This is a genomic window from Roseateles saccharophilus, from assembly GCF_031458095.1.
GTDB classification, from domain to species: domain Bacteria; phylum Pseudomonadota; class Gammaproteobacteria; order Burkholderiales; family Burkholderiaceae_C; genus Pelomonas; species Pelomonas saccharophila_A.
This window is the reverse complement of record NZ_JAVDXU010000002.1, coordinates 73,486-86,702: the sequence shown is the minus strand read 5'-3', so window position 1 is coordinate 86,702 and position 13,217 is coordinate 73,486. Positions and strand designations below refer to the sequence as shown.

Genomic DNA, 13,217 nt, shown 5'->3' with positions numbered 1-13,217 from the left:
TTACTCCTCCTCGCCGGCCTTGTAGGCGCCCACCAGGCTGGCCTGGGTGTTGGGCGGCACCGGCTCGTAATGCGACAGCAGCAGGGTGTAACGCCCTTCGCCGGCCGTGATCGCGTTCAGGCGTGACTGGTAGCTGGCCAGCTCGGCCAGCGGCGCCAGGCCCTGCACGATGAGGCTGCCGGGCACGGCCGAGCGCGTGCCGTTGACCTGGCCGCGCCGCGAGGCCAGGTCGCCGGTGATGTCGCCGATGCTGTGCTCCGGTGCGGTGATCTCGACCTGCACGATGGGCTCCAGCACCAGCGGCCGGGCCTCGCGAACGGCTTCGATCAGGGCGCGGCGGCCGGCGGTGACGAAGGCGATTTCCTTGCTGTCCACCGAGTGGTGCTTGCCGTCGTAGACGACGACGCGCAGGTCCACCAGCGGGTAGCCGGCGATGGCGCCCGTCGCCAGGGCCGAGCGCACGCCCTTCTCGACGGCCGGCATGAACTGGCCCGGGATGGTGCCGCCCTTGACCGCGTCGACGAACTCGAAGCCGGCGCCGCGCTCCAGCGGCTCGATGCGCAGATAGACCTCGCCGAACTGGCCGGCGCCGCCGCTCTGCTTCTTGTGGCGGTAATGGCCTTCGGCCGGCGCCGAGATGGTCTCGCGGTAGGCGATGCGCGGTGGCTGGGTGACGACCTCGCCCTTGTAGAGCTCGCGAACCCGGTCCAGCAGCAGGCGCAGGTGCAGCTCCCCGAGGCCGTAGACCAGGGTCTGGTGGGTCTCGCCGGCCTGCTCGATGCGCAGGCAGGGGTCTTCGTCCACCAGCCGGGCCAGCACCTCCCAGAGTTTTTGCTCGTCGCCGCGCCGCGCCGGGCTGATGGCCAGGCCGTGAACGGGCGTCGGGAAGTCCAGCGGCTTCAGGAAGATGTGCTCATCCTCCTGGGCATCGTGCAGCACCGCGTCGAAGGCGAGGTCGTCCACCTTGGCAATGGCGCACAGATCGCCCGGCAGGGCCTCGTCGATATCCACGTGCCTCGCGCCCTGCAGCATAAAGAGGTGGCCGACGCGGATGGGCTTGCGTGCATGGCCGACGAACAGCATGCCGCCCTTGGCGACGCGGCCCTGGTGCACGCGCATGACGCCCATCTTGCCCAGATAGGGGTCGGCGACGATCTTGAACACATGGGCCAGTACATGGGCCGCCGGGTCCGGCCTGGCGGGGTAGGGCGCGGGCTCCGTGCCCTTGCCCTCCAGGAAGGGCGGCGGGTTGCCTTCGGCCGGGTTGGGCATCAGGGCCTCGATGACCGACAGCAGCTCGCCAATGCCGGCCCCCGTCCTGGCCGAGCAGAAGCAGACCGGGATCAGATGGCCTTCGCGCAGCGCCTGCTCCAGCGGCGCATGCAGCTCTTTCGGGTCGACGTCGCCGTCGGTCAGGTAGCGGTCGACAAAGGCGGCATCGACCTCGACGACCTGCTCCACCAGGGCCTGGTGGGCTTCGGCCACGGACGAAAAATCGGCGTCCCCAGACGCCGCGAAGAAACAGTCGGCGACGCGCTTGGCGCCGTCGGCGGGCAGGTTCAGTGGCAAGCACTCCTTGCCAAAGACCTCGCGCAGCTGGGCCAGCAGGCCGGGCAGGTCGGTGTCGGGGCAGTCGATCTTGTTGACGACGATGAGGCGGGTCAGCCCGCGCTCGCCGGCCGCGCCCAGCATGCGCTGGGCCATCAGCTCGATGCCGTTCTGGGCGTTGATGACGACGATGGCCGTGTCGGCCGCCTCCAGGGCCGGCAGGGCCTGGCCGACGAAGTCCGGCGCCCCGGGCGTGTCGATGGCATGCACGCGAATGCCGCCATGCGTGAAATGGGCGAGGCTGGACTGCAGCGAATGCCCGAGACGTTTTTCCAGAGGGTCGTGGTCGCTGACCGTGCTGCCGCGCTCGATGCTGCCGGCCTGCGGGATGGCGCCGGCATGGGCCAGCAGCGCATCCAGCAGCAGCGTCTTGCCCGCCGCTGCCGGGCCAACCAGCGCCACCGTGCGGATCGCGCTCACTCGTGAATCCACCAGGCTCTCGCTCATCGGACTCTCCTCGGTTGTTGGGCCCAGGGTAGAAGAAGCCGGCCCGGCCGGCAAGGGCAGAATCTTCCGGATGCAAGCCCGACGCCTTCCCGCCCTCCTGGCCCTGTTCGCCGCTGCGGCCCAAGCTCAACCCACTGCACCTGCCGAAGAGCTTCAGGCCATGCTGGCCGAGGTCAGCCCGGCCCGCATCGAGGCCCGCATCCGCAAGCTGGTCGGCTTCGGCACCCGGCATACGCTGTCCGACATCGCCTCCGACAGCCGTGGCATTGGTGCCGCGCGGCGCTGGATCACCAACGAGCTGTCGACCTGCTCCAGACAAGCCGGCGGCCGGCTGCAGGTGGAGGAGCAGAGCTTCATCGAGCCGGCCGGCACGCGTGTCAACCTGCCGACCGAGCTGGTCAACGTCGTGGCCACCTTGCCCGGCCGTGGCGCGAGCAGGAGCCGCGTCCTGGTTGTCAGCGGCCACTACGACTCGCGCAACAGCGATGTCATGGACAACCTGGGCGAGGCCCCTGGCGCCAATGACGACGCTTCGGGCACGGCCGCCGTCATGGAGCTGGCCTGCGTGATGGCCCGTCGCCAGTTCGACGCCACGTTGGTCTTCATGACCGTGCCCGGCGAGGAGCAGGGGCTGCTCGGCGCCGCGCAATGGGCCCGCGAAGCTCGCGCCGCCGGCACCAACGTCGAGGCCATGATCACCAACGACATCATCGGCAGCTCGCGCGGTGACGCCGGCCAGCGCGATGCCAGGCGCCTGCGCCTGTTTGCCGATGGCCTGGACCCGCTGGTGCGCCTGCTGACGGCCGCCAGTGCCAACCGCCCGGCCAGCGAGGCCGACGCCAAGGCCATCGCCGCCATGCAGGCCGAGCTGCTGCCGCTGTTGCAGGCCGGCGGCAACGAGGACCTGCCCACCCACCAGCTCGGCCGCCACCTCAAGGCCGCCGCCGAGGCGGCCCTGCCGGGCTTCACCGTCCAGCTCATCCAGCGCCGCGACCGCTATCTGCGCGGCGGCGACCACATCCCCTTCCTGGAGCGCGGCTATGCCGCCGTGCGCATCAGCGAGCCTTTTGAAAACTTCGCCCACCAGCACCAGAACCCCAGGACCGAGAACGGCATCGTCTACGGCGACCTGCCCGAGTTCGTCGACTTCCCCTATGTGGCCGACGTGACGCGGGCCAACCTCGCCGGCCTGGCCACGCTGGCCTGGGCGCCGGCTCCGCCGAAAGGCGTGAAGCTGGACGCCCGCGAGCTGACCAACGATTCGACGCTGGAATGGCAGGCCAGCGACGACCCCGAGGTGGCCGGCTACCGCATCGTCTGGCGCGACACCGACTCGGCCGCCTGGCAGCAGTTCAAGGATGTGGGCAAGGCCACGCGCGTGACGCTGCCGGTTTCCAAGGACAACGTCGTCTTCGGCGTGCAGGCCGTGTCGAGGAAGGGTTATGCCAGCCTGGCCAGCTATCCGCTTCCCAGGCGCTGAGGCCAGCGAACGCCAGGTCGCCAAAGGCAACCCTTGCTTACTGCGGCGCCGGCCTCGATCGCCGAATATTCATCCGCCACCACCGCAAGGGCTGATGCCTGAAGCATGACCGCCTTGCCCGTGTCGTCCCAGGCCGTCCACTGTCGAGCCTGGCGGCGATGAGGCGGTGATGGCACGGGCGCGACAGCCGGCCCACCGGCTGCCGCGTCCGTTCTTTTCAACTCAGCAGGGCAGGCCGGCGATCTGCGCCGAGCAGGACTGGCTGTCCAGCTGCAGCACCAGGCCATCGGGCATGCGGCCCGTGATGCGCAGCAGCTTGTAGCTGTTGGTGTTCAAGGCCGTGTTGCCCAGGGTCGCACTCAGCGAAGCACCGGTCGCAAAGCTGCCGATCAGGTTGGCGGCACCCTTGACGACGACGCCCAGTTCCAGTTCGGCGAGCTTGCTGTTGCAAGCCGTATCGGTGCAGAGCAGGGCGCGGTCGGGCAGCAGGTCGCCGCGCGGCAGGGTCCAGGTCGGGCCATAGCTGATCTTGGCATTGACGGCGCCCTTCATGCCCGTCAGGTCGGTGACGGCCTTGGCCACCAGTGCCGGCCAGGGCTGGGCGGCCTGGCTGGCGGCCGTGACGGGAAGCTGGCCCGCCAGTTCGACGCTGATGGCATCGCCGTCCAGGCCGCCCAGCGGCGTGGCGCAGGCGCTGTCCTTGAACAGCTCTATCTTCAGGCCGCGGCCGGCGCGCACGAAATTGCGTGCCACGGCGTCGCCCGCGGCGCCGGCGGGCACCGGCAGGCTGACGATGTTGTTGCCGCGCGTGGCGCCGCTGGCGGGATCGAGGCTGGGCGTGGCGTCGCTGCTGCTGACGCTCCACAGGCTCAGATAGCTGCCATTGCCAGCCTTCTTGAAGAGGGCCAGCGCCACATCGGCGCCGCTGGTGTCCTTCTGGCTGACACGGGCGCACTGCAGCACGCCGCCACCGCTGACGCTGATGGCGGGAATGCTGATGTCCAGGGAGCGGGCATAGCTGTCGGGCGCCGCGCTGTCGACGCGGCGTGTCAGCACCAGGCGGGCGGCCGCCGTGGCCTGCACTTCCAGGCGGTTGCCGAGGAAGGTCCAGCCCGCGGGCCGCTTCACGGCGGCCTGCTCCAGCCCCAGGCGGCGCTGCAAGCCGGCGGTGTTCTGGTAGACGAAGCCGACGCGGCACAGCGGGTCGCCGGTGCCGAAGTCGCAGCGGCCGAGCAGGGAAGGCAGCAGCTTGCCGCCGAACATGACTTCGCCCTCGCCCAGGATGCCGTTCATGCGCAGGCAGACCAGCTGCGCCGCGTCCTTGGACCCGGTGAAGGGGGCCGAGACCGCGTCGACGCTGGACCGCGCCGCCGCGTCGAAGAGGGCTTCCAGGCCGATGGTCTTGCTCTGGCAGTTGCCGATGTTGGCCGTGGCCGTCACCAGCTTGATAAACAGCGCATCCAGGCCGGTCAGGTCCACGCCGGCGGCCGCGGCGTCGAAGCTCAAGGCGCCCTGGGTCGTGCCGGTCTCCAGATAGGCCGTGCCCGTGCCGAGGCGTGAGGTCAGCGTCACATAGGCCTGGGTGTCGGCACCCAGGCCGACGGCGACGCTGTCCAGCAGGCGGTCATAGCCGGTATGGGCGCCGGGCGTCAGCGCGCCGGCCAGCAGGTCGAAGTCGCTGGCCAGGCCGGCATCGGCCAGGGCCGGCGCGAGGGCGGTGCGCAGCTGGGTCTGGGCGCTGGCCAGGGCGGTATCGCTGAGGCCTTGCGCGGCGCCACTCATCAGCGTCTGCGGCGACTGGCCGCTGGCCAGCACGGTGATGGCGCTGGTCAAGGGCGTCAGGTTCAGGGTGCCGCCGTTGTTGGTGGCGCCCCAGACGCAGATGGGCCGGTCGCCGACGCTGCCGCAGGCCTCGACACGGAAGGGGCCTGAGCCGCTGAGTGCGATCGGCCCGTAGGCGCCGGTCGCGGCCGTGACGTCCTTGCCGCTGGCGACGACCTTGCCGGTGGCATCCAGCACACGCACCTTGGCGCCGGCGTTCAGGCCCAGGCCGGCCGCGACGATGCCGGCCACGGGAGGAGGCGGAGGCGGCGGAGGAGGGGTAGGCGTCGGCGTCGGCGCGGGTGCGGGCGACGGAGCCGGGCTCGGGGCGGGGCTGGGCGCGGGGCTGGGCGTGGGGGAAGGTGCCGGCGCCGGGCTTGGCGCCGGGCTGGGCGCAGGGGACGGAGCAGGCGACGGAGCAGGCGACGGGCTGGGCGTCGGCACCGGGACCGGCATGGGCAGCGGGCTGGGCGTCGCCGCCGGCGGCGGGCTGGGGCTGTCGCCGGGGGCCGTGCCGCCGCCCCCGCCGCAGGCCGCCAGGGCCAGGGCCATGGGCCAGGCGTAGTTCGACCGCCGGCGCGGGGCCGGCGGCGGGGTCAACGGGAGCGGCGGGGGGAATGAGGAGGCAGAGTCAGGCATCCGGGCCAGCCGCGCAGGCGCGGCACGACGGTCAGGGTTGACCCGACTTTAGGCCGCCCGGCCCTGCCGCGATGGGTAGAACTGCGGCCCTGGCAGCCTCTTTTGCGGACTATCAGTCACGGTGGCCATGCCCGTGGCCATGGCCACGGCCGTGATGGTGGTCATGCCAGTCGTCACGGCCACGACCGTGACCGCGATGCACATAGACGTTCTGCTGATACCAGCCATCCTGCACGAAATAGACCGGTGCGCCGCAGGCGCCGTAGTGGTAGCAATGGCGGCGCCAGTCGCGACGGTGCTCGGGCGGCACCCACAGATAGACAGGGTCGGCGCGGTAGACCGGCCGGCCGACGATGACCGGCTGGGGGGCGATCAGGACGGGTTGGGGATAGCGGCCGATGTCGACGCGGCCGTAGACGCCCGGCTGGCTGAAGCCGATGGAGACGCCGACATCGGCGGCCTGGGCAGCGGGCAGGGCGGTGAGGCCGGCTGCGGCGATCAGGGCGGGGGCGATCCAGCGGGTGAGGGTGCGTCGGGTTGTCATATGTTTCTCCTGGTGCTTGCGGACTGTGCCGCTGCCTCCAGTGAACGAGGCTGGCGCGCCCGCGGTTGTCAGTTCGGCGCGCCGGACGCTGTAGGACAGGCGGCGAGAACGTGCGAATGCGGCCTTGTCCTACAAGCCGCCACCCGCCATGCCGACGCCGGACGCCTGTCACGGGATCGATGCTTGCCGTCTTGGCGTTGGAGCAGGTATCGATGAGCGAATCCGAGCAGACGAGTGTGCCCGCGCCACAGTGGGCCGGGGTCGCCGCATCCGTCTCCGCAGCCCAGCAGGCGCTGGCGCAGAACGCGCGTTTCCTGGAACGCTGCAGTCGTCTGGCGGGTGTGGGCGCCTGGGAATGGCAGGCCGATATCGAGAAGCTGACGCTGTCCGATTCGGCTTGTGAGTTGCTGGGGCTGCCCAAGGGCCAGGTGCCGACGCTGGCGGCCCTGCTGCAACGTTTCGGCCCCGACGGCGCCGCCATGCTGGACGCCGCCCTGCAGCGCGCCACCACCGATGGCGAGGGCTGGGACGTCGAACTGCCCTGCGAGACGGGTCCGAAAGGCCGGCGCGTGCTGCGCGTCGTCGGCCGCTTTGATGAGGACGAGACCGGCCGGCGCGTCGGCGTCGTCATGCTGGACGTCAGCGAGCCCGCCGAGGTGCGCGCCGAACTCGAGCGCACGCTGGAGCGCCTGGCCCTGGCCACGCACAGCGGCGGCATCGGCGTCTGGGACCTCGACCTGCGCGTGCGCGACCTGGCCTGGGATGACGCCATGTGGCGGTTGCATGGCGAGGCGCCGCATGGCCAGCGCACCAGCCTCGCATCCTGGCGCAAGCGCCTGCATCCCGAAGACCGCCGCGCCGCCGTCATGACCGTGCGCGCGGCCCTGCGTGACGGCAGTCAACTGGACGGTGAATGGCGCGTCTGCTGGCCCGATGGCAGCACCCATGTGCTGCGCAGCTCGGGCCGCGTGCTGCGCGATGCCGGCGGCCGGCCGCTGCGGTTGTCGGGCGTGTGCTGGGATGTCAGCGAGGCGCGCCGCCTGCAGCGCCAGCTCGAGGAGCAGCGTGAGCTGCTGGAAGTGACGCTGCAGTCCATCGCCGACGCCGTACTGACCACCGACGCCCTGGGCCGCGTGACCTGGCTCAACCCGGTGGCCCAGCGCCTGACGGGCTGGTCCGCCAGCGAGGCGCGCGGCCAGCCGGCCGGCCGCGTCTTCACGCCGCAGCGCGAGGAGACCGGCGAGGTGCTGGGCGACCCCGTGCACCGCTGCCTGACCACCGGCCGGCCGACGCGCCTGCCGGCCGGCGCCATGCTGCTCAGCCGCGATGGTGAACTGCGTGCCGTCGACGACTCCGTGGCACCCATCCGCGACGCCGATGGCCGCGTGCTCGGCGCCGTGCTGGTCTTTCGCGACGTGACCCAGCAGCGCCGCCAGTTCGACGAGATCCGCTGGCGCGCCAGCCACGATGGTCTGACCGGCCTCGTCAACCGCGTCGAATTCGGCCAGCGCCTGGCACGCATGCTGGAGCGGGCCAAGCGCGACGGCAGCCGGCATGCGCTGCTGGCCTTTGACCTGGACCGCTTCAAGCTCGTCAACGACCATTGCGGCCATGCCGCGGGCGACGAGGTGCTGCGCGAAGTGGCGCGCCGCCTCGAGGCCGGCGTGCGCGGCCGCGACACGGTGGCCCGCCTGGGTGGCGATGAGTTTGCGGCCATCCTGGAGAACTGTTCCCTGGACGAGGCTTTGCATGTCGCGCAGAAGCTCTGCGACGCCATGGACCAGTACCGCTATGCGCATGGCGAGCAGCGCTTTCGCATCGGCACCAGCATCGGCGTGGCGCCGCTTGACGGGCGCTGGCCCGATGCCGACGCGGCCATGCGCGAGGCCGATGCCTGCTGCATGATCGCCAAGGAGCAGGGGCGCAATCGCGTGCAGGTCTGGGCGCCCGACGACGCCACGCTGCGCGCCCACCAGAGCGAGCACCGCTGGGCCACGCGGCTGCAGCAGGCCCTGGACGAGGACCGCTTCGAGCTCGACCTGCAGCGCGTCATGCCGGCGCAGGGCGAGGACGACGGCAGCCTACGCGGCGAGCTGCTGCTGCGCCTGCGCGAGCGCGACGGCAGCCGGGTGCTGCCCGGCGCCTTCATGCCGGCGGCGGAGCGCTTCCATCTGGCGCCGCGGCTGGACCGCTGGGTGCTGCGCCAGGCCGTCAACCTGCTGCAGCGCGAGGGCTTGCCGCGGGTTGCCGCCCTGTCCATCAACGTCTCTGCCCTGACCCTGCAGGATGCGGCCTACCACCAGGAGGCGCGCGCCCTGCTGACCGAGCTGGGGCCGGCGCGCGCGGCCAACCTCTGCCTGGAGATCACCGAAACCGCCGTCATCACCCAGCTGGGCGAGGCCGCGCGCTTCATCCAGCAGATGCGGGCCCTGGGGGCGCGCATCGCCCTGGACGACTTTGGCGCCGGTGCCTCCTCATACAGCTATCTGAAGGCGCTGCCGGTGGACCTGCTGAAGATCGACGGCCAGTTCGTGCGCGCCCTGATGACCGATCCGCTGGACCAGGTGGCGGTACGCAGCTTCGTCGACGTCGCCCAGACGCTGGGCCTGACGACGGTGGCCGAATGCGTGGAGACGCCGGAGGTACTGCTGGAATTGGTGCGCCTGGGCGTGGGTGAGGTGCAGGGTTTCCTGCTGCACCGCCCTCAGCCCTTGAATGAACTTCTGGCCGCGGCCGAGGACGCCGTACCCGCCTGACTATTTGACGGGCTGGAGTTGGCGCGGTGCCACGTCGGCGCGCACCGGCTGGTCCGGGTCGCCGACGTCCACGGCTTCGGCGCGGGCGACGAGGGCGGCGTCAACGGGCGCGGAGGCCGGTGCTTCGCGGCCATCGGCGACGGCGCGCAGCGACACCTGCAGGCCGCGCGACAGCTGGCCCTGCCAGTCTCGCAGGGTGGTTGCCGCCTTGTGCAGGGTTGCGCTCAACTGCACATCCAGCGGTCGCGGATCGTCCACCATGTCCAGGCCCGCGCTCGCGCCCAGCGCCGCGACGGCGATGAGGATGGCGACCGCGTGAAAGCGGCGGCTGTGCACGGGCGGCGACAGCGCGTCGGCGTCACGCGTCACGATGGGCATGTCGGGCAGCGGCCGGGCCGGCATCTGCGCGTGCCAGCCGTCGGCGTGCGTGGATTGCGGAAATTGCATGGAACCCTCCTGAGGCGTCTGATGGCCGCGCCGTGCAGGCGCAGCGACCTGAGTTCAAGTTTGGGCGGCGCGCTGACCGCAACCTGTCGGCCCGCGCAGACTTGGGCTGTAGGAATTCAGGAAGGGCTGGGGCCGGCGAGCTCGCCCGGCGCCGTCACCGGCGCGGGTTCGGGTTCCGGGTCCTCGCGCAGCGGCAGCCGCGCCAGCACCAAGGTGCCGCGCCCGGGCGCGGACAGCAGTTGCAGGGTGCCGCCCAGGCTTTCGATGCGGTAACGCATGCCCAGCAGGCCATGGTGGCCGGCGCCCACGGCCTCGGGGTTGAAGCCCTGGCCGTCGTCGCGGATGTGCAGTTGTATCCAACCGTCGGCCTCGGCCAGCGACACCCGCACATGCTTGGCCTTGGCATGGCGCATCACATTGGTCAGGGCCTCCTGCACCAGGCGGTACATGGCCAGACGGCTGGCATCGTCGCTGGGGGCCTCCATCAACTCCAGGCTGAGCTGCAGCCCGGAGCGCTGGGCGAATTCCTGGGTCAGGATCTCCAGAGCCGGGATGAGGCCGAGGTTGGACAGGGCCGAGGGGCGCAGGTCCTCGATGATGCGGCGCTTCAGCGCGATGCCCTGATCGAGCAGCTCGCTCATGTGCTTGAGGCGGTCGTCGATTTCGGGCGCGTTGTTGCGCGTCATGCGGCGGATGCGGGCAACGTCCAGCTTGGCGGCCGTCAACAGGGCGCCGAGTTCGTCGTGCAGCTCGCGGGCCAGGTGGGCGCGCTCGTCCTCGCGCACCGTCTGCAGGTGATGCGCCAGCTCGGTCAGCTCGGCGGTGCGACGGGCCACTTCGCGGTCCAGCCGGTCGCGCTCCCGCGCCAGTTCCTGGGCGTGTTCGCGACGGGCCGTGTGCAGGGCCTCGTTGCGGCGCAGGAAGATGGCCAGGCCGAACAGGCTGATCAGCGTCAGGCCGTGCACGCCGATGCGGCCGTAGTTCAGCGAGCGCACGACGGCGTCGCGTTCGGTGGCGATCTGCGCCAGCTCGTGCTGGTCGAGCTGGCCGACGGCGTCGCGCACGGCCTGCATCTTCTCGCGGCCGATGTCGGACTCCACCAGGCCGTGCCAGGCCGTGTCCTGGCCTTCGCGGTAGAGCTTGACGACGAGCTGCAGCTCGGAGAGTTTTTCGCTGGCGCGCCGGCTCGCGTCGGCCACCAGGGCCTCCCATTCGGAACTGGCGTACTGGCCGCGCAGGCGCGACAGCACGGTCGGCAACTCCTGCTCGGCCAGCTTGATGGGTGCGAGGTAGTCGTCGCGGCCGGTCAGCAGATAGCCGCGCTGGGCGGTCTCGGCGTCGGTCAGCAATTCGCGCAGGCGCAGGCCGTCGTTGCGCGCCAGGTGGCGGGCCTGGGATTGATTCAGCGCCTCGTCGGCACCCCAGAAGGCGGCCTCGCTGACGCCCATGACGGCGGCGGCGGCCAGGGCCGCGAAGCCGACGGCCAGACCGCGCTTGCGGCTGGCGCCTTCCAGCCAGGGATCGAGATGACGCAGCACCGTCAGCCGTTCAACTGGCCGCGGCTGCAGGACGCGTTGATGAGGCATGTTCGGCCAGCTCAGCGCAATAGCTGATGAGGTCGTCGAGCTCGCGGCTCTTGTCGAACACCCGCTCGGCACCCAGGCTGGCGCAGCGGCGGCGCATTTCCTCGGTGGCGTAGTTGGTCAGCACGACGCGCCGGGCGCGGATGCCGAGCTGCTGCGCGGCCTGCAGCACACCCAGGCCGGTGCCCGAACGCAGGAAAACGTCGACGATGAAGAGGTCGGCATTGCCGTCGGGGTCCCGGCTCATCCAGCGCACCGCGCCGGCCTCATCGGCCACCGAACCGACCACCTCCACCTGAGCCAGCTCCTCGAGCGTCGCAATCAGGTTCTCAAGGATCACCGGACTGTCTTCGACGATGAAGGCTTTGAGTGCTGGCATGGCCCGACGGCGGCGCAAAGGATGTGTTGAGGCTCAAGTATGGACTGCTTCCGCGTCGGGCCGGCAGTGCCGGCAGCGCATCGCGCTGTAGGACTTCTCCTAGGGGAAGTCCCTGATCAGGCCTTATTGAGGATGGCGCACGGCGATGTCGTTGCGCACGGCGACGACGCCGGAAGTCTCGCGGGCCAGCTTCTCGGCCATGGCCTTTTCCTCATAGGACTTGGCGAAGCCGGACAGCTGCACCGTGCCCTTCAGCGTCTCGACGCTGATGGCCATCGCGCTGACGGTCGGGTCGGCGGCGAACTTGCCCTTGACGCGGGTGGTCAGGGCGGCGTCGTCCACATAGGCACCGACGGTTTCCTGGTTGCGGGTGACGGCACAGCCACTGGTGGCGGCCAGGGTGGCCGTGAGGGCGGTGGCGACGGCGAGGGTGATGACGGACTTGTTCAGCATTGCAGTTCTCCTTGGATGGCGGCTTCACGGAGCCGCTGGAGTTGACTATCGCGGCGCGCCAGCAGCGGCGGCATAGTCCCGAAGCGCGGAGCCCTGTCGGACTCGGCCGGCGTCGATGTAGGACGGCGGCTCTCGCGGCCGGCGCGGCGGACTGCTACGCTGACGGCACCCTCAACACCCTGCCCACCATGATCCGTATCGGCATCGTCGACGACCACGCCATCGTGCGCACCGGCCTGCGCCAGTTCCTGTCCGACCATGTCGACCTGCGCGTCACGGGCGAAGGCTCCAGCGGCCACGATGCCCTGGAGATGGCGCGCGGCGGCGAGGTTGACGTGCTGCTGCTGGACATCTCCATGCCCGACCAGAGCGGCGTGGACGCGCTGGCGGCCATCAAGGCGCGCTTCCCGGAGCTGCCCGTTCTCATCCTGAGCGGCTTCCCCGAGGCCCATTACGCGACGACGCTGCTGCGCCAGGGCGCCAGCGGCTATCTGAACAAGGAATGCGATCCCGACGAGATCGCCAACGCCATCCGCCTGGTGGCGCGCGGGCGGCGCTATATCAGCCCGGCGGTGGCGGAGCAGCTGGCCGACAGCGTGGTCGGCGGCTCCGGTGCCGGCGCGGCGCCCGACAAGCCCCTGCACGAGGCGCTGTCGGAGCGCGAATTCCAGGTCTTCCTGCGCCTGGCCCAGGGCGAGACCGTGGGCCATATCGCCGAGGCTCTGTTCCTCAGCGTCAAGACGGTCAGCACCTACCGCACGCGCGTGCTCGAGAAGCTCAAGCTGCAGACCAACAGCGATCTGACCTATTACGCGCTGAAGAACGGGCTGATTCAGTAGCAGGCGGCTTCGCCGGTCGAGGCCGGCGCGTCCTCGCCCAGCGTCCAGGGCAGGGCGGATTCATAACCCAGCACCGGCTCGGCTGCCGAAGTGGCCGGCGACCACCAACGCGTCAGCGCCGACCAAAGCGGGCGGGTCGGGGCGGCTTCAGCCAGGGGTTGCAGCGTCAGAGGGGCGTCGAGGCTCATGGGCGTCTCCTGATGTGGGCCCAGCATGGCCGC

General features: G+C 70.7%; 11 protein-coding genes. 3 read left to right on the top strand and 8 right to left on the bottom strand.

Translation table 11 applies throughout. The features are described from left to right. Entirely contained in the window at positions 1-2,055 is a 2,055-nt protein-coding gene (gene fusA / locus J2X20_RS12990; RefSeq protein ID WP_310265351.1) for an elongation factor G, read from the bottom strand. A gap of 70 nt (positions 2,056-2,125) precedes the next feature. Between fusA and J2X20_RS12985 the strand changes: the two genes are divergently transcribed. After that, the gene (locus J2X20_RS12985) at positions 2,126-3,535 is read left to right on the top strand and encodes a M28 family metallopeptidase (RefSeq protein WP_310265349.1); all 1,410 of its coding nucleotides are present in this window, start codon (positions 2,126-2,128) and stop codon (positions 3,533-3,535) included. A gap of 222 nt (positions 3,536-3,757) precedes the next feature. Here the strand turns inward: J2X20_RS12985 and J2X20_RS12980 are convergent, their stop codons facing one another. After that, positions 3,758-5,608 carry a hypothetical protein gene (locus J2X20_RS12980; RefSeq protein WP_310265347.1) on the bottom strand — a complete coding sequence of 617 codons (1,851 nt, stop codon included), beginning with the start codon at positions 5,606-5,608 and terminating at the stop codon, positions 3,758-3,760. Between the two features lie 499 nt (positions 5,609-6,107). After that, entirely contained in the window at positions 6,108-6,539 is a 432-nt protein-coding gene (locus tag J2X20_RS12975; RefSeq protein WP_310265345.1) for a hypothetical protein, read from the bottom strand. A 212-nt stretch (positions 6,540-6,751) separates the two neighbouring features. On the opposite strand from J2X20_RS12975, the gene J2X20_RS12970 reads away from it, so the two are divergent. Continuing rightward, the gene (locus J2X20_RS12970) at positions 6,752-9,295 is read left to right on the top strand and encodes an EAL domain-containing protein (RefSeq protein ID WP_310265343.1); all 2,544 of its coding nucleotides are present in this window, start codon (positions 6,752-6,754) and stop codon (positions 9,293-9,295) included. Here J2X20_RS12970 and J2X20_RS12965 read toward each other — a convergent pair whose 3' ends face one another. From J2X20_RS12965 to J2X20_RS12950, 4 genes are all read right to left on the bottom strand, one after another. After that, positions 9,296-9,742, bottom strand: a complete 447-nt coding sequence (locus J2X20_RS12965) for a hypothetical protein (protein WP_310265341.1) — start codon at positions 9,740-9,742, stop codon at positions 9,296-9,298. It lies immediately after the preceding gene. 116 nt (positions 9,743-9,858) lie between these two features. Next, positions 9,859-11,280, bottom strand: coding sequence for a CHASE3 domain-containing protein (locus J2X20_RS12960; RefSeq protein ID WP_310265339.1), 1,422 nt, complete (start codon positions 11,278-11,280; stop codon positions 9,859-9,861). A gap of 10 nt (positions 11,281-11,290) precedes the next feature. Next, entirely contained in the window at positions 11,291-11,704 is a 414-nt protein-coding gene (locus tag J2X20_RS12955; RefSeq protein WP_310265338.1) for a response regulator transcription factor, read from the bottom strand. A gap of 123 nt (positions 11,705-11,827) precedes the next feature. After that, positions 11,828-12,157: a BON domain-containing protein gene (locus J2X20_RS12950; protein WP_310265337.1), complete on the bottom strand. Its 330-nt coding sequence runs from the start codon at positions 12,155-12,157 to the stop codon at positions 11,828-11,830. A 188-nt stretch (positions 12,158-12,345) separates the two neighbouring features. On the opposite strand from J2X20_RS12950, the gene J2X20_RS12945 reads away from it, so the two are divergent. Then, positions 12,346-12,996: a response regulator gene (locus J2X20_RS12945; protein WP_310265335.1), complete on the top strand. Its 651-nt coding sequence runs from the start codon at positions 12,346-12,348 to the stop codon at positions 12,994-12,996. On the opposite strand, the gene J2X20_RS12940 is transcribed toward J2X20_RS12945, so the two are convergent. Then, positions 12,990-13,184 (bottom strand): hypothetical protein, encoded by a 195-nt coding sequence (locus tag J2X20_RS12940; protein WP_310265333.1) that lies wholly within the window; start codon positions 13,182-13,184, stop codon positions 12,990-12,992. The two genes, J2X20_RS12945 and J2X20_RS12940, sit on opposite strands and share 7 nt — an antisense overlap. Between the last annotated feature and the right edge of the window lie 33 nt (positions 13,185-13,217).